This window comes from Bradyrhizobium elkanii USDA 76 (assembly GCF_023278185.1).
GTDB classification, from domain to species: Bacteria; Pseudomonadota; Alphaproteobacteria; order Rhizobiales; family Xanthobacteraceae; genus Bradyrhizobium; species Bradyrhizobium elkanii.
Genome location: NZ_CP066356.1, coordinates 2329961 through 2353036 on the forward strand (window position 1 = coordinate 2329961; position 23076 = coordinate 2353036).

Genomic DNA, 23076 nt, shown 5'->3' on the forward strand with positions numbered 1-23076 from the left:
GCTACGAGGCCAACGGTGCCCGCGCTGCCGCAAATGCCTTTAGGAATTTCACAAGATAGGCAGCGCCGCCATCCACGCTCAGTTTGGCATGGATAAAGAACGAGAAGTAATCTTTTCGCTTGGAAATAGCGCCGTGAGCGAGCGTTGTAATATCCGAATGTCCGTGCTGCCCTCGGCAAGAATGACCGTTGTTGCCAGCCGACGGGGATCAAGGGGAGCGGAAGCTCTCTTGTCAGCGCAAATGCTGGCGCCCGACTAGATCCAACCGCCGCCGATCAGCGCCGTGATGACGTGCCGCACGTCAGCGCAGGCATCCAACAAAGCCCGAAGGCTCATCAAGGATCCATAGCCGTCGAACCAAAGCCGGCCTTCGCCGTCGCGATCACGCATCCGGCGATCGATCTCGTCCGTCGCCTCCTCGCGCGTGTAGAGGGTCGCCAGCACTTCGGGTGCCCGCGCCGATACCAATCCTCGACAAAGAATGAGCGCAGTGCCGCGGCCGTCTCCTCTGCCCAATCGCCATCGGCGCAGTATTCGTCCCAGTCTCGCGCGTCGCTGCGAGCTAAGCCTCCAGCCGTTCACGCGCCGTACTGGCCGTGGCAGCCCAAGAGATCCAAACGCGACAAGACCGCTCTGGGCGCCTTGTAGACGACGTTGGAACTTTCCGCCTCTTCATCGACCGACGGCCTGATGGCTCGGTCGCTTTCCTAGAAGAGCGCAGAAATGATCGGGAACGACGGACTTTGCGCCATAGACCTCGGTCCGATCGAAATAGATTTTGCAGTAACTTCCTATCCACCGCTCCTACAGGCCAATGTCCAGCATGGTGGTGCGATCGGTGAACGGTCGGCGGCCCTTTGAACTCCGCCGTGTCGACCTCCCAACCGCACATCGACTTACAATCCATTCTAGCCGATCAGCCACCGCACTGTGACGGCAACGACGTTCCAGCCGAGAGCCATGCAGCCCTGACAACCACGCGACTGGTGCCTGTCGGGCGGGGATGGTCCCCGCCTAAGAACAGGAGCCGGATAGATGTCTCAAAGCCTTGCCTTCGCCAATGCATAGAACCTCGCCCACCCTCATGGTCTGCGTCGTTATCTTCCGCACCGGCAGGGGCGGATACGGCGTCATGCCGGCCACCGAATACGACGGCAGGCGTCAGTGGCAGCCGTACGGGGAGGCCATTGCCATCTACAAGCGCACGAATCTTGCTGGTCTGCCGTAACCGTCCTATCGATTGCCTCTGGTTCTTGGCGATGCACGCTCCGTGCTGATGAACGGGGACAATAGAAGTGTCGATCATCTGGACCGCCGCATCGTGAGCAGCGGCGAGTGTATCTATGATTCGGCTCCAGAGACCGGCCCACGCCAGCGAACAAAGCGGTTATAGCAGGTAGTGTAAGGACCAAAATGATCCGGCAAATCGCGCCAAGGTGCCCCAGATCGCACGACGCAGAAGATGAGGACGCGTCAGTCGTTTACCCGAGGAACTCCACGCGTCTTGTTTGGTAGCATAGACTTGATAAGTGCCCATTCGTAGTCCCTTAGGTCATGGCGCAATGATTCGAAGCCCCAGTTTGGGAAGTTGAATCACGGGCGCCGGGCCGAGCACAATGCTTTTGCCATGTCAGGCCAACTTGTCCTCACGGCCGCCCTCAAGCTTATCTCGCAAGGCCGTGATCACGCGATGGACAATCCTTATATCCTTGACCGACAGCCCTTCTGAAAGATCGTTGATCCAGGGAGCCTGCAATTCCATTGCGGCTTCGAAGGCGCGCTGTCCATTCGCAGTGAGCACGACGAGCTGCGCCCGTCGGTGATGCGGGTTGACCTCAAAAGATACGAGGCCCTCCCTGTGTAGATCATTGATAATCCGCTGCACGTTTTGACGATTGCCGCCGAGGTCGCGTGCGAGCCAAGCGACCGGTTGGGGACGTTCGGCGGACACAATGGCGCCAAGCACCTGCCAGCGTGCGCTTGTTAGGCCAAGCGGCGCGACCAGACGGTCGCCGGCCGTCAGAAGTAGGCTGTCGAGCCTGAAGAGATCGAGAACAAGGTCGGTCAGGGCGTCACCCTCGGGGGTTCGCTTGGCTCTTTTCATTTGTCACCATTGTTTTATATTGACATTATAATGTCAATCTGTCATGTAGGCATAATACCAATTAGGTATCGCATGCTAAATAGCAATGGAGCCACTCATGTCGCTGCTACGCGCACTCGACCCTTCCTTCCCGATCGACCGCCAGATCGCTATTGAGGCAAATTCGGTCGTCCTGGTGAACCCATTCACTCTCGACAAAGCCGATGAGGCGGCTTTTCTCAAAACCTGGCAGGACGACGCAGCGTTCATGAAGCGACAGCCGGGCTTCATTTCCACTCAGCTGCACAGAGCTCTCGGCGACAGCTCGACCTATCTGAACTACGCCGTCTGGGAATCCACCGCACACTTCCGCGCGGCCTTCACCCATCCTGACTTTCTAGCAAAAATAGCCAGCTATCCGGCCTCCGCGATAGCTTCCCCTCATCTGTTCCAGAAAGTTGCCGTGCGCGGCATCTGCGTTGCCTAGCCCTGCTGTTTTTAGGAAGGGAAGATACTCATGATCAAGTTGATCCATCCTATCGCTGGTGCCTTGGCTATCGCAACGATCGGCACATTTTGGCTATCGACGGTACTCAGCGAGCTGTTCGCGTCCCATGCCACAGTTGCCGCGGTTAAGAGCACCATACCGTGGGGCTTCTTGTTGCTGATTCCGGCGCTCGCTGCCACCGGCGGTACAGGTGTCATCTTGGCAATGGGGCGCCGGGCCGGACCGATCGGGGCCAAATTCAAGCGCATGCCATTCATTGCAGGAAACGGCATCCTGATTCTTATTCCGTCTGCGCTCTTCCTTGCGTCGAAGGCTCAGGCGGCAGAATTCGATGCCATGTTCTATGCTGTGCAGGCGATCGAGCTCATCGCGGGCGCAACAAACATTACACTTCTTGCTCTCAACGGGCGGGACGGTCTCAAAATGAAGGGATGGTTGCGCCGCAAACCCGCTTAATCACCTGAACCGGAACTGCGCGGACAACCGACCTGACGCCCGGTATTGTCCCGGCTTTATGAGTACGCGCCCTAAAATCTTATAGCTCTCCCGCCGGAGAATAGGCCGGACGTATCACAATGCGTAGCCAAATCAGCAGTTTAGAACGTTCAGCCCTTCAGTTTACCTCCGGCAGCATAACGCTCGCCGTGGTAACACTAGCCTGCTTGTACCTTCAGGCGCATTTCGCCGCGACGGCGTTCGCCTATTTGTTAGTGGTCTTGCTGTTTTCGCTGATGGGCAGCTTCGTCGCGTCGTCCGCGCTTTGCATCGTAGCCATTGCTGCTCTCGCTTATTACTTTGCGCCGCCGGCGTTCAGCCTGCGAATCGATGCCCCCCGAGATCTGCCCGTGGTTGTTGCATTCTTTATTGCCTCGATTGTGGGAGCGCACTTGATCGGTACGCTCCGTCAGGAAAGAGAGGCTGCGCGTGTGATTGCGGCCAAGCTTCAGCGGAGTGCGGCCGATTTGGAGGATCGCGAAAAGCGGTGGCGCGCCATCTTCGAGCACAATCCAGCCATGTACTTCATGGTCGATGAAGCCGGCACTGTCCTCGACGTCAATACATTCGGCGCGACACAACTCGGCTATGCTCGTGCTGAACTGATCGGTCAGTCCGTGCTGGAGGTATTTCTCGAGGAGGATCGCGCGTGCGTTCGGACGTGCCTGAAGGACGTCGGACAAACGCGCACTTGGGACGTCCAGAAGGTCAGGAAGGACGGCTCGGTCTTGTGGGTACGTGAAAGCGCCAAAGCTATGCTCTGGGCGGATAAGCAGCCCATTGTCCTTATCGCCTGCGAAGATATCACGGAGCGAAGGCGGACCGAACTTGCCCTGCAGCGGAGCGAAGCACATTTGGCCCAGGCGCAGGAGTTGAGTCACACAGGCAGCTTCAGCTGGAACCCCACTACGGGCGAAGCCTTCTGGTCACAGGAGACATTTCGGATTTTCCAATTAGATCGCCAGACAGTGCCGCTGGGGCCGCAGCTCGTCGTTGAGCGCACTCATCCAGATGATAGGGCTTCGGTTCAAGAAATTATTGATCGCGCGATGCGAGACCCGAGCGATTTCGAGCACGAATACCGGCTTCTGCTACCGGACGGCTCGGTAAAGCACATCCATGCGCAGGCGCGAGCGACGAGAACAGCCTCTGGTGAGATCGAGTTTGTTGGGGCAGCTACGGATATTACGGCGGCTAGGCGAGCAGAACAACAGCTGCGCCGCAACGAGGCTTATCTAGCCGAAGCTCAGCATCTCAGTCACACGGGCAGCTGGTCCTGGGACGTCTACGGTCTAGATTTCGTGTATCGCTCCGCCGAGGTCGATCGTCTGTTTGGCTTTCGCCCACAAGAGCCGGTATCGATCGAGACCATCCGATCGCGCATCCATCCGGACGACTTGCCACGGCTGGAGGAGGTGCAGCGCCAGGCGATTGAGCACAAGGAGGGGCGGTTCGAATATGATTTTCGTATCCTTCTACCAGATGGCGGGATACGACGCATACACTCCGTTGCGCACGTGGTGGTCGGCAGCGATGGTAAAGTCAGCGAGCTGATCGGAACACATATGGATGTCACCGGGCAACACGCAGCTAGGGAACGCCTGGAAAACACACTTGCCGCGCTGCGCGAAAGCGAACAGCGCTTTCGCGACTACGCCGAAACAGCTTCCGATTGGCTCTGGGAAACTGGGCCGGATCTTCAGGTCACTCGCTTATCCGAGCACACCAGCGCTGCGGGACTTTTGGCGACAGGATTGATCGGCCTGCTTCGCTGTGACCTTGCGTGCGACGTCGAAGAGGAGCCCGAGAAGCGGCGGCAGCATCGGGCGACATTGGAGGCCCATCTTCCGTTTCGGGATCTCGTCTACCGCACCGTGAATCGGACAGGTTCTCCGATCTACGTCCGCACGAGTGGCAAGCCTTTTTTCGATGGAAAGGGGAACTTTCTCGGCTATCGGGGCGTCAGCACTGACATCACCGCGACCATTCGCGCCGATCAAGCCGAACAAGAACTACGAAAGGCACAAGCGGAGCTTGCGCATGTAACGCGTGTAACGACCTTAGGAGAGCTAACAACTTCCATCGCCCATGAAGTAAACCAGCCACTCGCCGCTATTATCAGCAACGCCGATGCGTGCCTCGGTTGGATGGGGCGGGAAGCTCCTAATCTTTCCGCTGCGCGCTCTTCGGTGGAATGGATCATCGAAGACGCAATCCGGGCAAGCGAGGTGATCCGTCGTATTCGCGCGCTCGCGAAGAAAGGCGACATTGAGATGGTGCCGCTCAACATCAATGAGCTCGTTAAGGAGGTCATTGCGCTGGTAACACGAGAGCTGGTGAGCCACCGAGTGACGTTACGCACCGAGTTGACGGCAGGGTTGCCTACGATCCTCGGCGACCGGATTCAGCTACAACAGGTGATCATCAACCTAGTGATGAACGGAATCGAAGCCATGGACGCAGTTACCGACCGGACGCGCGAACTGCTGATTCAATCATCAAAGGACGATCTGGGGCACATCCAGCTTGCAGTGACCGATTGCGGCGTCGGCATCGCCGAGATCGACGCGGACCGCGTCTTGGATCCTTTCTTCACCACTAAATCGAGTGGCCTTGGAATGGGTCTTTCGATCTGCCGGTCGATCGTGGAAGCTCATGGCGGACGGCTGTCAATGGTCCACAAAAATGGACCGGGCGCGACCTTCCAGTTTGCCCTACCGCTGCATAAGGAGGCCGTCTCGTGACAGGACGATTTGACTCGCCGGGTGAAGTCAGCAATGCCGAGTCCTCGACAAAGGCGGTTGTCTTCATCATCGAGGATGACATCTCCATGCGTCGCTCGCTTACGAACCTTTTTCAATCGGTAGGGTTAGGCGTCTTGCATTCGGATCGGTGCGCGAAATGCTGCAGAGCACAATTCCGGACGTTATTAGCTGTCTAGTTCTCGATGTCCGGCTTCCGAGCTTGAGCGGCCTTGACTACCAGACCGAGCTAGCGAGGTTGAACATACATATTACGATCATTTCATTACCGGCCATGGCGACATTCCCATGACCGTCAGGGCCATGAAGGAAGGAGCGGTCGATTTTCTCAGCAAACCGTTTCGCGATCAGGAACTGCTTGATGCCGTGGTTGCAGCGACCGAACGCGATCGCAAAAGACGAGAGGCTCAGCAGATCGTCGCGAACCTCCAGTCTCGATTTGAGAGCTCAAGCCCCGCGCGAGCAGGGGGTGATGAAACTGGTCGCTACCGGCATGATGAACAAGGCAGCCGCCGAGCTTGGGCTCGCCGAGATTACGGTCAAGATCTACCGGGGACACGTAATGAGGAAGATGCGTGCACGGTCGCTGGCCGACTTGATCAGAATGACTGGGACGTTGGGAATTCGCGCCAATCGTCCTGAACAAACCGAAGTATGATTTTACAATTTCATCAGTCGAGCCCATTTTCGCCGAAGGCGGCTAATGCTTGCAGCCGCTATTCCTCCTTCAGGAGGCTCGTCTTACCCATGCCTGTGATTTCCGTTGTTGACAACCACGCCCCAGTCCGTGCGGCGGCAGAGAATCTTTTGAAATCGCGTGGCTACATCGCCGCGACATCTCCCTCCCTCTCTCCCGACCGACCCTGAGGAAGCGCTCGCCGGTGTCGTAGCTTTGCGCCGACTGGCGGACAGGATCGAACGCCAAGCCGTCCGCTCGGCCCTACGCCAAGGTTTGTCGTGGTCGACGATCGCCCAAGCTTTAGGGATCACCAAACAGGCCGCCGACAAACGACTTTCAGACGTGGCGACACGCAACAGCTCTATATAAGAGGATTGTCATGTTCAAAGGCATCGGATCGAAGCTCAACGACATGGGCACCATTAAGTTTCTTTGCGAGAGGGCGGAAACTTACGCCTTGCAGGATCAGCAGCGGGAGCCTGGGGCCGAACACTTCTTGCTGGCCTCACTCGATCTTCCGGACGGCACCTGGGCGGGGGGAGCCCGATGCCCTGAAGGGCGCGATCGAACGGCAGTACGGCGAAGCCCTTCGTTCAATCGGTCTGAAAGCGGATGCCCCGCGCGATATGCCGATGCCGGCAAGTCCCGGTATCTATGATGCCGCCCCCTCTGGTCGGGAGATCATGCAAGAGCTGGCCGCAATCCGGAAAAACCATGGTCCGTTGCTGGTGCTCATGTCGCCGGAATCGTCGCTGGAATGTCGCATGGCGTGGCCGCGCGAGCACTTCGCGCCCTCGGCGTTGATTCCTCGCTCCTGAAATCGACCGCCGATCCGATATCGGCGGTCGGACACGTTCACCGAGACGAGGCCTAGGGGCCGCCAGCTATCGGGAAAGTAGGTTTGAGCGGCTCCGTCAGCACGTCGCTGAAATGGAGCGGCGGGCGACCGAGGCCGAAGCGAAGTTGAAGCGCCTCTATGACGGGATCGAGAATGGCGTGAGTGATCTGTCGCTCAAGGATTGAATCGCCGAGCTAAAGGCGGTACGGGATAGGGCGAGCGGCGACGCCGGTCGCGCTCTCGCGCATATCGAGCGTATCGGCCCCGCGATCACGCCAAAAAGTCTGCCACGTTCGCCGATGCGGCCCTACGCAAGCCGCGGAGTGACGATGGTACCTTTGCCCGCGCTCACCTGCGCGCCGTCGCGCAAAAGGACGCCGTGTCGAGCAAGCAAGAACTGGGCGATGCGACCCGTCGCCGCCACTGATTCCTGCAATGTTAGTTACGAAAAAAGTCTACGTTGCCTTTCGTAGCCGAGTCTTTTCTGACACTTCCTGACGTTCGCTAATGCCCTCCCTTCTGCTCCTTTGCTTCCGTTGACGTGGAATGCGGCGCGCCTCAGGTTAGCTCGTTCTATTATGGAGGAGACGTAATCTTGATACGGCGTGGTCAGGACTTCGAAAGCAGTGTCCAAGTTGAACGTAGTGCGGTCGCAGATATGCCGGCGCCTAGCCATCTGCGTCGCCTCCCGTTTGCGCAGCGGTTGACCTGCACCGTCGCGGAGGCCTGTGAAGCGACAGGTCTTGGGCGGACCAAGATCTATGAACTAATCGGGGATGGTCGAGTTACCACGACGACGGTCGGTCGCCGTCGTCTGGTCATTGTGCAATCTCTGTTGGCTCTGGTGGGTGTCGATACGATACCAGCCGACACTGGACAGGTTCGCAGCTCCTCATGACGGCCACGCGAGCAGGTGCGGAAGCTGATACTATGGCACGGCTACCGTATCGATCGCGAATTGGCTCCTACACTGTCGTCCGTTAAGAAGCCGATTGCAGCGGTGAACGGTCGCTGATGGCTGCGATGAGGGTGGCCAGGAAGAGGCGCCAAAGACCCCTCAGCCAGGCGAGGATGCGGCGGAAGTTGTGGCCGACGGCTGAGAGGATGACGTTGGCGGCGTCTCCGGCGCGGCCTTTGAGGTAGCAGCGGCCGAGGTGACCATCGGTCTTCAGGTGTCCGATGATGGGTTCGATGGCGGAGCGGCGGCGCAGCTCGCGCCTGATGATACCGAAGACCCCGCGCTTCTGGCCGGAGATGAAGACACGGCGCGGGTTCTGTGCGTCGTGGCCGCGATATCCCTTGTCGGCATAGGCCCGCTCGATCGCGCAGCCGGTGAGTGTCTCGGTGCGGTCGATGACGTCGCGCAAGGTATGACCGTCGTAGGGGTTATCGGGCAGCGCCCTGGCGTGCAGCACGAACAGGCCACCGGGAGCACGGCGGTTGTTGGTGACGATGGAGGCTTTGACACCGAACTCGTAAGGCGCGGCTGCTTTGCCCTTGCCGATGCACTCCACCTCCGGGGCGTGGAAGGAATAGAGCTTCCAGCCGCGCTGGCGCTGCTGCTGCGAGCGGATCTGCGAGGCCCGGCCGAGCGGGAGGGCGAACGCGTTCTCGAGCACGGCCTGACCTTCGATCTTGCGGCGGATATCGCGGATGATCCGGCCCAGCCGGCTGCGCAGGATACGCAACTGCCGCTGATGCCGCTTGAATTGCTTGGCATGGGCGTAGCGTCCCGCCATCATGGCCGCGGTCTTGGCAATGCGAAGATAGGACTGCCGCAGCCTGACCCCGTGCTTCCTCGCCAGGCGGTTGAGCCCCCTGATCGCCGCGTGCAGCAGCTTGGCATCGGTCGGGAAGGCGATGGCCTTCGGCTGCACGGTGGTATCGACCGTGACCCGCTTGAGGTCCTGGCTGCGTAACGCGCCGGCCTCGTGCGCCACCCGCAGGCTCTCGGCCAGCAACAGCTCCAGCTTGTCGCCGAGCCGCTTGCGCCAGTGGCTCAGGTCCGAGCGCTCGTGCGGAAACGCGTGCTGAAAGAACTCTTCGCCGGTGAAGTACTGGAAATACGGGTCGTGGACCCAGCGCTCGCACACCCCCTCATCGGACAGGCCGTAAATCTGCTTGAGCAGCAGCAGCCCGATCACGAAGCGGGTCGCGATCCCCGGCCGACCGTTCTCGCTGTAGAGCGGCGCGATCTCGCCGTCGATCCAGTCCCAATCGACCTTGCCGGCGAGCTGAACCAGCTCGTGCTTCATGTTGATGATCTGGTCCAGCCTGGCCCGGAACAGATCGCCAGATCCCGTCGTCCTTTGCTTCTTCGGTCGCATCGTCACCTCCGACGCGACCACGGAATCATGACTGGCGATTCGACTGAATCCTGAAAATGAAATTGCAAGGTTCCGAGGCTCGAAACATCAAAACCTTGCAATCCAAAAACAGTCCACACCAGCAAATGCGATTCTGCCTCAATCGCTTAGCCGATCTTCACGGACGACTACACTGGCTCAGTCCGAAAAGCCGCGAGTCTTGAAGCCTGATACTATCAGGCGTGTGGTGGAAGCCACTAAGAGTGAGCGTTCGCCGGCGAGCGCGTCTCATTGATCATCCACGCCCAACCGAATTTTCGGCGTGCCGCGGTACTAGGGGGACAACTGCCGCCCGCGCGAGATCTTCCAACGCCGTTGAGATATATTTCGCGTAATGTCGCTCGATCATTTTCACGGAAGTGTTGTGCAGCTTAGCAACGTGTTGAATAGGGAGCCGGTTTCGTAAGCCGCGAACGATGCTGGAATGTCGCAACGCATAGGGAATGGCCCCTGGTAGCGCTGCGCGATCGCGGATGGCGTGCCACGGACGAGTAAGTTCTGCCGTCTTCCAAGGACCGCGTTCTGACTTTCTCCAAACGATGCTGCCGGCCTCCTGCTCGTAGCTCCATCGCTCGAACAACGGCGCCTCTTTTGGGCGATCTAAAATGACTGGCGACAGGAGTTCGATGACATCTTCGCCCACCGGAACTGGAACGGAGCCACCGTTGCCACCACGTCCCTTGTAGGAACCTGGTACCATCAAGCGCTGCTCTTCCCGTTGTGCATCACTGACGCGCATCCGCCTCGCCTGCGCAAATCGCGCACCCGTGGCTGCAAGGCACACGACAATGCGATGTAGGTCGCCTTCAAATCCCTGCTCATCGTCGATCTCGCGCGCGGCTCGAAGTAGGGTGCCGATTTGCGCATCCGTAAGGACCTGGTTATCTCGGGCGACTGATGCCTCATCATCATCATCGATGCGCTCAGCTTTAAACCCGTCTTTCACAATCGAAGGGAATGTCGGGTTCAGCTTCTTTTGTTCCGCCGACAGGCGAGGCCATGCTGCATTCAGCCCGGCCTTCAGGTCGTTTATGAGCCGCTGTTTTGTCGTCGCCTTTAATTCTACAGGAAGGCCCTCGCGCCACGTCAAAAGATCATCTTCCTGTAGCGCGTGTAGATGGACTGCGGCGAGAGAGGCGGCCTCAACGGCTTCCTGGCTACCACGCTGCTCTTGACCAAGAACGTAACGCCGTAAGCGGTGACCAGCATCGGATCGAACCTCGCGACCGGCCCGTCGGCTATCACGGGCATTACGTTCCCTGATGTATGTCTCTACAGCCGTCCGCACGGTGGGTGCCGGTCCGGCGGCTTGGGCCGCCGCTTCTGTTCTGGACCGGGTGACGTGTTCCCGCGCTTGTGTCACCGCCTGCTCGAAAGTCAGCGTGCCTTCGGCAAGTTTGTCGTTGACGTCGTTGGCGATGCCGACCGGCGCCTGCTTGTAGTTGGCTCCTTCATGGTGATTGCGCCAGCGCACGAACCAAACGCCGCTCCGCTTGCCCTTGCGATAGCCAAGATGCGCCCCGGCATCGAGGCGGCGCCAATGTACGCCAAGTTCCAGTTTCGAGCGCGCCTTGGCAGTCGTGATCTGAGCCTCAGTGAGCGTCTTTGTCATGGCATACGAACCCGGAGTCGTCGAATATCCGTCGAATAAGCATCGGCGTACAAAGCCGAACAACGAAGAACGATGTCTATCTAAACTATTGAAAAGGCTATATTATGACGAACGACTGCGAACTCCGGCGGAAACTGTTTCCAGCCCTCTCAAGGCTGAAACAGGGGTTCGATTCCCCTAGGGAGCGCCAAGTCTGGCGCCATAGCACCACATTGTACGATACGGCTGCGCAGCCGCAGCGCTATCTCGGGCGATGATTGACTGATTGGGTCGGCAGCATCAGCCGAGCTTTCCGCTTTGCGTAGTTCCGCGCGCGCCGGGGCTTCGCCCACATGCGTCCCTCGCCGTGGGGGCAATCCCGGCCCGAATCAAGCGGCGGATGCCCGTCATTTCCGCTATGATCAGGCGCATGACAATCCGGATTGCCGGACCCCAACGCAAGGCACCACGGCTATGCGGCGTGGTCGGGCTGATCGTTGCGGCTGTCGTCATGACGATTTGCCTGATCCTGCTCGCGCTCGCGAGCGATTTCCTGGTCGACTGGCTATGGTTTTCGTCGGTCGGCTATCTGCAGGTGTTCTGGATAACGATCGGCGCCAAAGCCGCCGTCTTTGTCGCGATCTGGACAGCAACTGCTCTCGTACTTTGGGTGAACGGGTGGCTCGCGCTGCGTGTCGCCGGCAAGCGGTCGACACAGCTTGCGGCGGCTGCGGTGTGGCCGGCCGCGGGCAGCGCGCCGCCGGATCCGCTTGCACAGTGGCGCGATCGCTTGCCGTGGCGCTCGATGATCGCGGGCGGGGCTGTCCTGCTCGCCTTTCTCGTCGCAGCGGCCGAAGCGGCCAACTGGGACACCTTCCTGCGGTTTCTCTATCAGGTGCCATATGGCGCTGACGATCCGCTCTACGGCAAGGATATCGGCTTCTATCTGTTCTCGTTGCCCGCCTATATCCTGATCAAGAACTGGATGATGCTCACGCTCGCCCTGAGTGCGCTTGTCGCCGGAGCGATCTACTGGGCTCACGGCGATATCGAATACGACCCTCACCACCATTCAATGTCGCCGACCGTGATTGGCCACGGCTCGGCGCTGCTCGGTCTCTTCTTCGCGGTGAAGGCCTGGTCCTATGGTCTCGATCGCTATCTGCTGCTCTACGGCGACAACGGCGTGGTCGTCGGCGCAAGTTACACCGATGTCCATGTGGGGCTGCCGGCCCTGTGGCTGATGATCGGACTTTCGACGGTCGCGGCTCTCGCCGCATGGGCGAACTTGCGGACTCGCAGCTACCGGCTTCCTGTCGCCGCGTTCCTGCTCGTCGTCATCGGCACCTCCGTGCTGTCCGGCTTGGCTCCCGTTCTGGTCCGGCAATTCTTCGTCAAACCAAGCGAGCTGGATCTGGAGAAGCCCTACATCGAGCGCAACATTGCGCTCACCCGGCAGGCCTACAATCTGGACAAGATTGCAGCCAGGCCGTTTGCCGCCGAACAGAAGCTTACCTCCAAGACGCTCGACGCCAACAAGGCGACAATCGATAATATCAGGCTGTGGGACTGGCTGCCCCTGTCGGACACCTACGCGCAGCTGCAGGAGATCCGCACCTACTACAAATTCCATGATCTTGACGTCGATCGCTACTGGCTCGACGGCTCCTATCAAAGCGTGATGCTCTCGGCACGCGAGCTGCGGCCCTCCCTGCTGCCGCCGAACGCCCAGACATGGGTCAACCGCCACGTGCTGTTTACTCATGGCAATGGCGCGGTGATGAGCCCGGTCACGCGCAAGAGCACTGAAGGACTGCCGCTGCTCTATTTGCGGGATATCCCTCCCGTCGCGGATGGAGGCCCCAAGATCCACGAGCCGCGCATCTACTACAGCGAACAGAGCGACAACTACGTCATCGTCAAGGGGAGCACACCTGAGTTCGACTATCCGAAGGGAAAAGACAATGTCTACGCGGCTTATGACGGCACGGGTGGCATTCCGATCGGAGCGGCGGTGTGGAGAGGCCTGTTTGCCTACTATTTCAATGACCCGAACCTGCTGCTCTCAAGCTACATCACCACCGACAGTCGGATCATGATCCGCCGCAATATCGGGGAAAGGGTCCAAACGATCGCTCCGTTCCTCAGGCTCGATCACGATCCCTATCTGGTCATCAGCAATGGGCGGATGTTCTGGATGCAGGACGGCTACACGGTCAGTTCCTATTTCCCCGCTTCCCAGCCAGCGCAAGATTTCGATCTCAACTACATTCGCAATTCAGTGAAGATCATCATCGATGCCTATCATGGGACCGTCGATTTTTACCTCATGGACACCGGCGACCCGGTCGCGGCGACCTATCAGCGTATCTTTCCGGGCTTGTTCAAGCCGTTCGAGGCGATGCCTGCGGACTTGCAGAAGCACATTCGATATCCGGAGGACCTGTTCCTGATCCAGGCGCGGCTCTATCAGACCTACCATATGGAGGCCGCGGACGTTTTCTATAACCGCGAGGATCTGTGGCAATTCCCGCGCCAGCCAGGCGGCGGCGGCATTGCAACGATGGCGCCGTACTACATCGTCATGCGGCTGCCCGGAGAGCCGCAGGCCGAGTTCTTCCTCATGCTTCCCATGGTGCCCAGCCGCCGCGACAACATGATCGCGTGGCTCGCCGCGCGCTGTGACGCGCCCGACTACGGCAAGCTGATCGTCTACGAATTTCCCAAGGAGAAGCTCGTCTACGGGCCGTTCCAGATCGAGGCGCGGATCAACCAGAGTACCGAGATATCGCAACAAATCACGCTATGGAATCAGATGGGTTCGCGGGTGATACGCGGCGCGAACTTGCTTGTGATCCCGATCGAGAACTCGATCCTGTATGTATCGCCGCTCTATTTGCGCGCGGAGCACGGACACCTGCCGGAACTAAAGCGCGTGATCGCAGCCTATGGTGAACATGTGGTGATGAAGGAGACGCTCGGCGAGGCCTTGTCCGCGTTGTTCATCGAGCCTGGCGGGGCGCGGCCGGTCTCGAGCACAAATGGGGAAACGCCTGTCGCAGGCCCGTCGACAGGTCAGGCAAGGGAGGCGCTCGATCGCTACAATCAGGCCGTTGAACGATTGCGCTCCGGCGATTGGAAAGGCTTTGGCACGCAGTTCGACGCAATGCGCGAGCTCCTGGAGGAAATGAACCGACGTCCGGTCGGCCATTAGTGCGCAACCGCATCACGAACGCGGCGCCAGGTCGCCGAAGCGCACAAGAAGGTCTTTCGCAAGCGCCTGCGCGAGCTCGCAGCTAGCATGGGCGCGCGTCACCCGGCCGTGCTCGGCGACGCCCTGCTGTTGCTGATCGAAGGCATCTACGTCACCGGCCAGCAGTCGGAAGAGGGGCCGGCGCAGTCGGCGTTCACGGTGGCCAAGCTGTTGATCGATGCGAGCCTGAAGGCGTGAGGTGGATGAAGGCCCGGTGACCTGCGGCAAAGCCAGCGGGCCAGGCCGCTCGAATTTTATATCGCAATTTCAATGATATAAGAGTTCGCAGTTTTATTCTCAGTGGCGCGCCATTGAGCCCTCATCCGCAAACCAGGAACTGACCCGCTTGGGCGCGCAAAAGCGGCGATTTCGAGCACGTGCCTACGGCTCTCGATTCAGATTGCGCGGTGCCGGGGGCCGCGATCACCGGCATGAGCGATTGCGCAGGTCGTTCGGAACGGGCTCGCGCGCGAGCGTGCCCTGGTCGTTCACCCCGTGCGAACCGAGCGGCGCGGACGCGATAGCTAGACTCCGCCGCAAATCCGCTGCTATACTTTCAGTTGCTCGACCGGCGTAAGGCACGCGCCGACATTTCGTTCGATTGTCATATCGCGAAAAGGAGCTCGACGATGGCGATTACGCTGACGGTCTTGGCGAGCCTGCTGCAACTGCACGGGCCGGGTGCGACAATCGAAAGCGATCATCAGGGTATCGACGCATTGCTGAGTGGTGTGCGCGAGCAGAGCCTTCGGGAACAGAGCGCTCAGGAACAGAGCCCTCAAGAACAGAGCTTTCAGGAACAGAGCCCTCAGGACGTCTTGCAGCTGGGGGTGGTTTCCGAGCAGCCTGAGGCAACTCAGGTCTATTTCAGGCGCGGGGCCTTTGCCAGAGGGCCCTATGCGGGCGGCTTTCGCAGAGGCGGCGGCTACTATCCGGGCGCCGGCGCATTTCGCAGGGCCGGCGGATATTATCCCGGAGCAGGCGCGTTCCGACGAGGTGGCTTCGTCAGGGGCTACTAGAGCATGATCCGGAAAAGTGGAAACCGGTTTTCCCTCGCGACAAACGCGGGACGCGTTTGCGCGGAGATCATGCTCAAGCAAACAAATGAGATCATGATGCGATTCCGTGCAAACGCATCATGATCTGGCCCGATCGCAGCTTGCCGGTATCCGCATGTCGGTTGACGCTTCAAATTCCGTCGCGTTCCAGGAGCAGCCGATCACGCAGTTGCTGGTCAAGGTAGCGGCGAGGTGCAACATCGATTGCTCCTATTGCTACTGGTTTCGCGATGCGGCGGTCTACGACAAGCCCAAGCTGATGAGTGCGGAGGTGTTGCAGCAGCTGTTGCTGCGCCTCGAACAACACGTCGCCAGATACTCCCTCGTCGACTTCCCCGTGATCCTGCACGGCGGTGAGCCGCTGCTTTGGGGCGTCGATAATTTTCACCGTTTTGCCGAGGCCTGCGAGGGCGTTACATCCCGGACCGGCTGCGAGATCCCCATCGCGGTGACGACCAATGGCGTCCTGATCGATGATCAATGGCTCGACTGCTTCGAGGCCCGCAATATTTCGGTGGCGATCAGTATCGATGGGCCGGCACATATTCACGACGCTCACCGCAAGACGTTTCAGGGTACCGGCACCCATGCCGCCGTGGAACGTGCCGCCCGCATGCTGGTATCGCGCGACATCGGCGTGATAGCCCTCGCGGTTTGCAACCCGGCCTACACGCCGCAGGAATATGCGGATTTTTTCGCGGCGTGCGGCATCGCCAACTACGACATCATGATTCCCGACGCGACGGTGGACGAGAAGCCGTCGTCCATTGCCCCGTTCTACAACGGTCTTTTCGACCTGTGGCTGGAAGCCAATCGCACGACGCCGACATCGAATGTCCGCATCATTTCCGACATGGTCGCTGCCCTGATCGGCAACAACGCGCCGACCGAAGGCGTCGGCCACAAGCCGGTCGAGCTTTGCACGGTCATGACCGACGGCACGGTGGAGGCCCACGACGTGCTGCGAATCGCGGGTGACGGTTTCACCAACACGCGGTTCAACATCTTCGATCACGCGATCGACGACGTCAGGAACGAGCCGCGCTGGAAGGCCGCACGCGATGCCTCGGTCAATCTTTGCGAGAAATGCCGGCAGTGCAAGTTCATGAACGCCTGCGGCGGAGGCTACCTTCCGCACCGCTTCTCCAGGAAGAACGGTTTCGACAATCCGTCGGTTTATTGCGACGATCTCTATTCGATGTTCGAGAACATGCAATCCGTGCTGGAACGTCATCTCTACGTCCGCAAGCAGGACGGGGAACGAATTGGCGTGCGCAGCGCAGCGGCGGGCGGCTGAGCAATTTGAATCGATCGACAGCTCCGTATTTCATCTGTCGATGACGCGACACGCGCGGTGTCTCTCCATTGCGCGCAAGGCCCGGCCGCCTCAGGACCACCGTCGAAACACCAGGCTGGCGTTGACGCCGCCAAATCCAAAACCGTTCGAGATCGCGTGCTCGATCGCCATCGGCCGCGCAACGTTCGCGACGAGGTCAATGCCCTGTGCTGCGGAATCGGCGTTCTCCAGATTGAGCGTCGGCGGCGCGACCTGGTCGCGCAGCGCCAGGATGGTGAAGATCGCCTCGATGCCGCCGGCGGCGCCGAGCAGATGTCCTGTCGCCGACTTGGTCGCGCTGACGGCAATTCCTCCCGCGCGCCCGAACACGCGCTTGATCGCTTCCAGTTCGGAGAGATCGCCGACCGGGGTCGATGTCGAATGCGCGTTGAGATGCTGGACCTCGCCGGGCCGCAAGCTGGCCTGCTGCAGCGCCGCCTCCATCGCACGCCGGGCGCCGTCGCCGTCTTCGGGACCCGCGGTGATGTGATAGGCGTCCGCCGTCGTGCCGTAGCCGATGAGCTCGGCGATCGGCTTCGCGCCGCGCCGAAGCGCGTGTTCGAGCTCCTCGATCACGAGCACGCCTGCGCCTTCGCCCATCACGAAGCCGTCCCGGTCGCGGTCGAACGGCCGCGACGCCCGCGCCGGCGTGTCGTTGAACGACGTCGACAGCGCCCGCGCTGCCGCAAAGCCGCCGAGGCTCACCGGATCGATGCAGGCCTCCGCGCCGCCGCAGATCGCAACGTCCGCTTCGCCGGACCGGATCAGGCGCGCGCCGTCGCCGATCGCCTGCACGCTGGCGGCGCAGGCGGTCACCGGCGCGCCGATCGGCCCCTTGTAGCCGTATCGAATCGTGATGTGTCCGGCCGCGAGATTTGCCAGGAAGGAGGGAATGGTGAACGGCGACAGCCGGCGCAGCCCGCTCTTTTGCGCCGTGCGCACGGCCTCCGCGATCGCCGGAAACCCGCCGATCCCGGATGCGATCACGGTAGCGGTGCGCACCTCGGCCCGCGCCCCGGCCGGCATCCAGCCGGCCTGCGTCACGGCCTCGCTTGCTGCGAGCAGCGCGAACAGGATGAAGCGGTCCATCTTCTTCTGGTCCTTGCGCGGGGTCGCGGAATCCGGATCGAAGCCGCCCTCGGCATCCCCGGCCTTGTCAGGCACCATGCCGGCGACGCGCCCCGGCAGCGCCGCCGCCCACTCCGGCAATGCCGTAAGCCCGGAATGCCCTGCAAGCAGCCTCGACCACACCAGTTCGGTGCCACAGCCTAGCGGGGACACCGTCCCGAGGCCCGTCACAACAATTCGACGCATGGTGCTCCTGTCGCGCCCCTGATGCGAACCGGCATGGCCGGGATTCGAAACCGCCCGGGCGTCGGGTCGTTATATGATGATTGTCATCTATTGTCTCGACCGGCCGGCCGTCAAGGGATTGACTTCGCTCTCAACGCTCCGGTCGACGGAATCACCTAAACTGATTACTATCGACAATTGGCATTTCCAGATCCGGAAGCGCCTTGCTCCAGCTATCCTCTGCAAACTGCACAAAGCGTCGAACCACATCTGAATCTCGAACTACATATACATTCTCTATATTCTTGAGAAGCGCTCCGTCCTTCAGGTTGGGAGAGCCGAACAGCACAGCGTCACGTGAGCCGCCCTGGAAGATGATAAACTTGTGATGCAAGCTTGTCTGAAACTCCGCTGTGTTGTCAGTTTCCAAATATCTAACCTCGAACGTCGACGGATAACGACGCTGAGTTCGGAGTATCCATACGAGACCCTCATTAGCTTGGCATGCATTGTACTGACTAAGTTCGTGTGACATGAAGATGCAGCCTGTCGCCAATTGCATCCAAGCTCGGAAATCTCAAAATTGGCTCCCATGCACTGCTCTAACGCCTCAGTTGATTTTGATCGTCCTCCTTTCTGCAGAACGAGGCGCATCTTGAACGGCTTCCTTGCGTGCGCTTCGCAAATGGAGTTCGCAAACTGCATATTGTCGAATATGAAGAAAGCAGCTTGCACCTCGATGATTGCGCCTCGCTTCATAAGATCGGCGATGCGCGCAAATGCCGGGGAAGCAACTATCTGCGTTTCGGGAAAATCAGTTGGTCGACAGTAGATGTTTCGAGTTTTTTCTGTCCGTGGCGTAACGCTACCGGGCTGGAGATGCTGTGCGATAAGCTTGTAAGGATAAACCGGTGTCTGGTATTGATATGCTTTGCAGGCAGGATCATTGAAGATGACTTCAAAGATTGGCTCAGCGTTCGACTGGGTTGATGCGAAGAATAAGCTCAACAGGACCGCCCAAGCTGGCGCGCGTATAGTCGACGCACCCCACCGTGATGCTCGCACCAGCTTGGCCGAATGCCTGAAAGGGCACGTCCACCACGATTCGCCCCTCAGTTGGGCTGACAGCCGTGAACGAAACCGTTACTCCCTTTAAAGCTGCAGTGAGCGCGAAGTACCAGCTGATGCCGCAGAAGGTTCCCGAATCGCTAAAAGTAACCGACGGCTTCAATTTCCCAAAAGTGTAGTCGAACAAAACCTTCCGCGGGAAATAATAGAGGAAAGCATTCCCGTTTAGGATCTTAACGTCTTTGTTGGGTGTTTGAGACTTCAGAATATCGTCCGCAACTTTGCCTTTGGCAACATTGTCTTGGCTAAAACTGGCCGTTCCAGTCTTGTTGTCCCTTTGTGTCCAACTGAGTTCATGAAGCGCGCTTCCGCCCTTTGGACAGAGCCCTCCAGGTAGTTCAACGTTTTCCGAATAGACTATGAAATGAGAGCTAGTTGAGCCAACGAGCAATGGTTGCAGCGGCTTGAAGCTGGCGAGACTTCCTAGCAGATCCGGGAACGGTAATGAATTAACAAGGAAAACGAAGAAAGTTCGGAAATTAGTGTAAAGTGCGCCAGTACGCAAAAGGTTGAACTGATTGACGTCGGGATTCCCATTGCTGTCGACCATTCCAATTTGGGTCAGCAGTGCATCGAGATTCGCCGGGTTGGGGCCAAGAGTCACGGTGAATTTGCCATGAGCCCCTGCAGAGTACTGCAGCCTTGTGCCGTTGGGGTTGGGCACAACCGTTGCTTTGCCGTTAGTATAGGTGATTACGTCCTCAGCGAGGAAGGCGTTTCGATCACCATCGATGTGAATGGCTATCCGAATTTCTGCGTCGACGGTGAACTCGGTACTTCCACCTGCAATGCGGACCTTGATAGAACCGGAAGGAATTTCAGCGGTAACGGCAAGACCCGAATAGGGAAACGGCATGTTTTTTAGGAAAGACCCCTGGGCAACCTTCTGGATCTCAAAGTCGACTGCGTGCTGGAGGAATTCGAAGCTAACGCCAAAGCCAAACTTCATATCACATAGCGCTCTAGTTTCTTGGTGAATGTCCGCAAGTGTCGGCATAGATGCTCTCCATCAGCGGTTGCGCTACCCTGAGTGGAATACTCCCCTAGGTGCAGAGTCAACCCGCAGTTGTCCGGAGTGCCAAACTGCCGCATTACAACTTCCGTCGCGATTTACTGCTTAGTTTGGGGCGACTTAGACCACTGACACATTTGCTTGAGCCCTAGGCGGCGTGAAACCGCGGCTTGCGAGGCCCATAAACTTGGTCGAGCAGGAGGCTAAGTTGGTAGGATTCACAGCGCAGCGAAGCCGCTTACGGTTGTATTTGTTGGCCTCTTTCGATTGTCCGCCGCTGCGATCCATCCCAATCGCGCCTTCGGTTCAAGTAGTCACTTTATCTCTTCCAGTAGCTCCGCACCTCCCCCAACAACGCCCGAATCTGCCGTCGCTCCTCGATCGCATCCCTGCTGAACAGGCCGTGCTTGCGCGCGTTCCGGTTTGCTCATGGCGCGCCGGATCCCCTTGCGCCGCCATGCGGCAGCGCGTCTTGCCGTGCACCGCCGGCGCGCGGCAAGATCCGCCGCAGCGGGTCCTGGCGCCACAGCGCGGGCTCGCCAGCATCGGGCCGGCTATTCTGATGTGATAGCTCGTGCCTGCGCGTCTTGCCTGGCATCGGCGGCATCACGCGCTCGCCTGACGCCCGCAGCCTTCGGCGCCGCGCCGCGGATGCCGGCTCCTGGTCCGACACGATCACGTTCGCATGCCGGATGACGTTTGCCGACGATGGCGTTGCCGCCGCCCTCCGCCTTCACGTTCTGAACGGTGATAAGTCCGACAGGCCGGCAATTGGAAAGAGAGGGTTACTTCTTCGGTCGGACGCAATGCCCTTAGGGTTGGCGTCGGCAGCTTACAGGGGCTAGCCCGGATGGACGGTCCGTAGTTCTACCATGACCCGGAATTCCAGCTGCCCGGCGCCGGAGCGGGCGCTAGGTTGATAGCGCGGGGGCGGCGCCTTGAGGTCAGGAGGCCGCAATGGAGCGTCTGTACTTGGGCATCACCGTCACCAGCACTTACGCGCTGGTCACCTTTGCGCTGATGCTGGCTTTCGTGCACTGACCGCCGGGAATCCGGAGGGGCCGCAACGGGTGTGTTGTCGTCTTCGCGGAACGCGGCAATGTCGGCGACCGGCAACCTTTTACTGCGTCAGCGGGTTTAATATTCATGCCGAGGCCTGTAGCGATAACCCTGATGAGTTTGGCCGTTGCAACGCTCACGGCGTTCGGCATCGCCGCAGCCCTCATGATCCATTAGCAGGAATGGGCCACCGGGATTTCGCGCCGCGCGGCGGCCTGTCTCCAGATCATGCCTTTGCCCCGAAGCCGATCGCGCCTGCCTGATCCGCTCGCGCGTATGCGCGCGGCCATTTGCGAAACGCAGTCACTTCATCCCCTCCAGCAGCTTCCGCACCTCCCTCAATAACGCCCGGATCTGCCTTCGCTCGGCGATCGCATCGCCCGCGAACCGGCCGTGCTTGCGCGCATTCCGGTTCGCCCGTGGCGCGCCGGATCCCTTTGCGCCGCCGTGCATGCGGCAGCGCGTCTTGCCGCGCACTGCCGGCGCGCGGCAAGAACCGCCGCGGCGGGTCCTGGCGCCGCAACGTGGGCTCGCCAGCATCGGGCCGGGCGTTTGGATGTGGCCGCTCATGCCTGTGCGTCCCGCCCGGCATCGGCGGAATTCCGCCGTCGGCTCGAACCCGCAGCCTTCGGCGCAGTCCGCGCCGCGGATGCCGGGGTGTTGTCGGACACGATCACGCTCGCATGCTGCGTGACGTTGCCGACGATCGCGTTGCCGCCGTCCTCGACCTTGACGTTCTGCACGGTGATGGCGGGCTCGCCATGGCTGCGGTGGCGGTTCAGCGCCTCGATCTGAGCGGGAAAGGTGCGGGCGAGCCGGCCGAGCGCGCGCGCGGCGCTGTCGTGCTGGGCGAGGTCCTTGGCATGCGCGAGGTGATGGGCGCATCGCATCGCCATCACGTGAACCGACACCATCTGCGCCACCAGCATGGCCTCGACGGAATCCCGCGGCCGAAGGCTCCTCACCATCGAGATCATGAAGGCGAGGTTGACCTCGCAGGGCTTGCCGCCGCTCACGCTGGCCTTGACCAATTGCCGCAGGATGCCGTCCATCGCGGCGCGATCGGCGACCCCCAGTGCGTTCGCCATCAGCTGCGCGCCGAGCTCGGGATCAGGATGGTCGATGCAGAAGCCGTGCGGCGAGAACTTGATCCGCGGCGGTGCGGCAGCCTGGGTCGGGCCGGGTGCGGCGGCCATCGTCGGCACGGTGATGTCGGGTGCAGGTGTCATGTCGATGGTTCCTGGAACGCGCGCGGCAAGCGCGCAGGCGATCGCTCGCTGCGCCGGCCGGGGCGATGTCAATTGTGGGGAGGGGTTTCGGTCGCACGTGCATCCGTCGCGCCCGCGGTTGCGGGCGAGGGGGGCGCTTGCACGATTTCGGAATATTGGAAATGTATCCCTGATTTGCCCGACGCGTCAAGCGGCCCTGTCGGGCGCCGGGCAGCCGCCGGCTCCTTTGCATGGGGTTGTTTTCGATATTTTGGCGAAGCGCCCGGCGGGGAGTTCCGCCGCCGTCGCCCGCAGTCATGCCGGCAAGGCACGGTGCGATCCGTGTTAGCGGGTACCGTGCGCCGATTGGATCATTATACTGGCCGGAACGTTGCGAAGGCGTGGCG

Annotated in this window: 18 protein-coding genes, 1 tRNA gene and 2 pseudogenes; 11 read left to right on the forward strand and 10 right to left on the reverse strand. The window is 60.0% G+C overall.

Annotated features, from left to right (window positions below; genetic code table 11):
• Window positions 1-255 precede the first annotated feature (255 nt).
• The 3 genes and pseudogenes from JEY66_RS11250 to JEY66_RS11260 form a co-directional block, all read right to left on the reverse strand.
• Window positions 256-444, reverse strand: coding sequence for a hypothetical protein (locus JEY66_RS11250; RefSeq protein ID WP_016848248.1), 189 nt, complete (start codon window positions 442-444; stop codon window positions 256-258).
• A 703-nt stretch (window positions 445-1147) separates the two neighbouring features.
• Window positions 1148-1563, reverse strand: a pseudogene (locus JEY66_RS11255) (IS5 family transposase); the annotation flags it as partial.
• A gap of 67 nt (window positions 1564-1630) precedes the next feature.
• A complete protein-coding gene (locus JEY66_RS11260) occupies window positions 1631-2104 on the reverse strand; it encodes a MarR family winged helix-turn-helix transcriptional regulator (protein WP_016848245.1) in 474 nt (157 codons plus the stop codon).
• Window positions 2105-2189: 85 nt separating this feature from the next.
• Here JEY66_RS11260 and JEY66_RS11265 point away from each other — a divergent pair, with 85 nt between their 5' ends.
• The 6 genes and pseudogenes from JEY66_RS11265 to JEY66_RS45410 all read left to right on the forward strand — a co-directional run bounded on the left by JEY66_RS11265 (window position 2190) and on the right by JEY66_RS45410 (window position 8263).
• Entirely contained in the window at window positions 2190-2570 is a 381-nt protein-coding gene (locus JEY66_RS11265) for an antibiotic biosynthesis monooxygenase family protein (protein ID WP_016848244.1), read from the forward strand.
• A gap of 30 nt (window positions 2571-2600) precedes the next feature.
• Window positions 2601-3047 carry a hypothetical protein gene (locus tag JEY66_RS11270; protein WP_016848243.1) on the forward strand — a complete coding sequence of 149 codons (447 nt, stop codon included), beginning with the start codon at window positions 2601-2603 and terminating at the stop codon, window positions 3045-3047.
• Window positions 3048-3166: 119 nt separating this feature from the next.
• Window positions 3167-5830 carry a PAS domain S-box protein gene (locus JEY66_RS11275; RefSeq protein WP_018273349.1) on the forward strand — a complete coding sequence of 888 codons (2664 nt, stop codon included), beginning with the start codon at window positions 3167-3169 and terminating at the stop codon, window positions 5828-5830.
• Window positions 5827-6506 (forward strand): annotated as a pseudogene (locus tag JEY66_RS11280) (response regulator transcription factor). Before JEY66_RS11275 ends, JEY66_RS11280 begins: the two are co-directional and overlap by 4 nt.
• 704 nt (window positions 6507-7210) lie before the next feature.
• Window positions 7211-7345, forward strand: coding sequence for a hypothetical protein (locus tag JEY66_RS45105; protein ID WP_256438780.1), 135 nt, complete (start codon window positions 7211-7213; stop codon window positions 7343-7345).
• A 678-nt stretch (window positions 7346-8023) separates the two neighbouring features.
• Complete coding sequence (locus JEY66_RS45410; RefSeq protein WP_035632478.1) at window positions 8024-8263, forward strand: excisionase family DNA-binding protein; 240 nt, start codon at window positions 8024-8026, stop codon at window positions 8261-8263.
• 82 nt (window positions 8264-8345) lie between these two features.
• Here the strand turns inward: JEY66_RS45410 and JEY66_RS11285 are convergent, their stop codons facing one another.
• Together JEY66_RS11285 and JEY66_RS11290 are read right to left on the reverse strand one after the other, a co-directional pair.
• Complete coding sequence (locus JEY66_RS11285; RefSeq protein WP_026191834.1) at window positions 8346-9692, reverse strand: IS5 family transposase; 1347 nt, start codon at window positions 9690-9692, stop codon at window positions 8346-8348.
• 274 nt (window positions 9693-9966) lie between these two features.
• Window positions 9967-11343, reverse strand: a complete 1377-nt coding sequence (locus JEY66_RS11290; RefSeq protein WP_018273347.1) for a site-specific integrase — start codon at window positions 11341-11343, stop codon at window positions 9967-9969.
• Window positions 11344-11461: 118 nt separating this feature from the next.
• On the opposite strand from JEY66_RS11290, the gene JEY66_RS11295 reads away from it, so the two are divergent.
• The 5 genes from JEY66_RS11295 (at window position 11462) to JEY66_RS11315 (ending at window position 16930) form a co-directional block, all read left to right on the forward strand.
• Window positions 11462-11533 (forward strand) — tRNA-Glu (locus tag JEY66_RS11295).
• 219 nt (window positions 11534-11752) lie between these two features.
• The gene (locus tag JEY66_RS11300) at window positions 11753-14536 is read left to right on the forward strand and encodes a UPF0182 family membrane protein (RefSeq protein WP_026193240.1); all 2784 of its coding nucleotides are present in this window, start codon (window positions 11753-11755) and stop codon (window positions 14534-14536) included.
• Window positions 14537-14623: 87 nt separating this feature from the next.
• Window positions 14624-14773 carry a hypothetical protein gene (locus JEY66_RS11305; protein ID WP_016842060.1) on the forward strand — a complete coding sequence of 50 codons (150 nt, stop codon included), beginning with the start codon at window positions 14624-14626 and terminating at the stop codon, window positions 14771-14773.
• 431 nt (window positions 14774-15204) lie between these two features.
• Window positions 15205-15594, forward strand: coding sequence for a hypothetical protein (locus JEY66_RS11310; protein WP_016842059.1), 390 nt, complete (start codon window positions 15205-15207; stop codon window positions 15592-15594).
• Between the two features lie 106 nt (window positions 15595-15700).
• Window positions 15701-16930: a radical SAM protein gene (locus tag JEY66_RS11315; protein ID WP_240536879.1), complete on the forward strand. Its 1230-nt coding sequence runs from the start codon at window positions 15701-15703 to the stop codon at window positions 16928-16930.
• Between the two features lie 90 nt (window positions 16931-17020).
• On the opposite strand, the gene fabF is transcribed toward JEY66_RS11315, so the two are convergent.
• The 5 genes from fabF to JEY66_RS11340 all read right to left on the reverse strand — a co-directional run bounded on the left by fabF (window position 17021) and on the right by JEY66_RS11340 (window position 22690).
• Window positions 17021-18283 (reverse strand): beta-ketoacyl-ACP synthase II, encoded by a 1263-nt coding sequence (gene fabF, locus JEY66_RS11320; protein WP_026193239.1) that lies wholly within the window; start codon window positions 18281-18283, stop codon window positions 17021-17023.
• 151 nt (window positions 18284-18434) lie between these two features.
• Window positions 18435-18692: a phospholipase D-like domain-containing protein gene (locus JEY66_RS11325; protein ID WP_157183479.1), complete on the reverse strand. Its 258-nt coding sequence runs from the start codon at window positions 18690-18692 to the stop codon at window positions 18435-18437.
• Window positions 18693-19232: 540 nt separating this feature from the next.
• Window positions 19233-20387 carry a hypothetical protein gene (locus JEY66_RS11330; RefSeq protein ID WP_129965238.1) on the reverse strand — a complete coding sequence of 385 codons (1155 nt, stop codon included), beginning with the start codon at window positions 20385-20387 and terminating at the stop codon, window positions 19233-19235.
• 1377 nt (window positions 20388-21764) lie between these two features.
• Complete coding sequence (locus tag JEY66_RS11335; RefSeq protein ID WP_018273341.1) at window positions 21765-22031, reverse strand: HGGxSTG domain-containing protein; 267 nt, start codon at window positions 22029-22031, stop codon at window positions 21765-21767.
• Complete coding sequence (locus JEY66_RS11340; RefSeq protein WP_018273340.1) at window positions 22028-22690, reverse strand: hypothetical protein; 663 nt, start codon at window positions 22688-22690, stop codon at window positions 22028-22030. The genes JEY66_RS11335 and JEY66_RS11340 overlap by 4 nt, the downstream gene beginning before the upstream one ends.
• Between the last annotated feature and the right edge of the window lie 386 nt (window positions 22691-23076).

Coding starts and splice junctions, on each gene's coding strand:
- JEY66_RS11275 (WP_018273349.1), top strand. CDS start 3,167: ATGCGTAGCCAAATCAGCAGTTTAGAACGTTCAGCCCTTCAGTTTACC.
- fabF (WP_026193239.1), bottom strand. CDS start 18,283: ATGCGTCGAATTGTTGTGACGGGCCTCGGGACGGTGTCCCCGCTAGGC.
- JEY66_RS11300 (WP_026193240.1), top strand. CDS start 11,753: ATGACAATCCGGATTGCCGGACCCCAACGCAAGGCACCACGGCTATGC.
- JEY66_RS11335 (WP_018273341.1), bottom strand. CDS start 22,031: ATGAGCGGCCACATCCAAACGCCCGGCCCGATGCTGGCGAGCCCACGT.
- JEY66_RS11340 (WP_018273340.1), bottom strand. CDS start 22,690: ATGACACCTGCACCCGACATCACCGTGCCGACGATGGCCGCCGCACCC.
- JEY66_RS11260 (WP_016848245.1), bottom strand. CDS start 2,104: ATGAAAAGAGCCAAGCGAACCCCCGAGGGTGACGCCCTGACCGACCTT.
- JEY66_RS11265 (WP_016848244.1), top strand. CDS start 2,190: ATGGAGCCACTCATGTCGCTGCTACGCGCACTCGACCCTTCCTTCCCG.
- JEY66_RS11310 (WP_016842059.1), top strand. CDS start 15,205: ATGGCGATTACGCTGACGGTCTTGGCGAGCCTGCTGCAACTGCACGGG.
- JEY66_RS11270 (WP_016848243.1), top strand. CDS start 2,601: ATGATCAAGTTGATCCATCCTATCGCTGGTGCCTTGGCTATCGCAACG.
- JEY66_RS11305 (WP_016842060.1), top strand. CDS start 14,624: ATGGGCGCGCGTCACCCGGCCGTGCTCGGCGACGCCCTGCTGTTGCTG.
- JEY66_RS45105 (WP_256438780.1), top strand. CDS start 7,211: ATGCAAGAGCTGGCCGCAATCCGGAAAAACCATGGTCCGTTGCTGGTG.
- JEY66_RS45410 (WP_035632478.1), top strand. CDS start 8,024: ATGCCGGCGCCTAGCCATCTGCGTCGCCTCCCGTTTGCGCAGCGGTTG.
- JEY66_RS11330 (WP_129965238.1), bottom strand. CDS start 20,387: ATGCCGACACTTGCGGACATTCACCAAGAAACTAGAGCGCTATGTGAT.
- JEY66_RS11285 (WP_026191834.1), bottom strand. CDS start 9,692: ATGCGACCGAAGAAGCAAAGGACGACGGGATCTGGCGATCTGTTCCGG.
- JEY66_RS11290 (WP_018273347.1), bottom strand. CDS start 11,343: ATGACAAAGACGCTCACTGAGGCTCAGATCACGACTGCCAAGGCGCGC.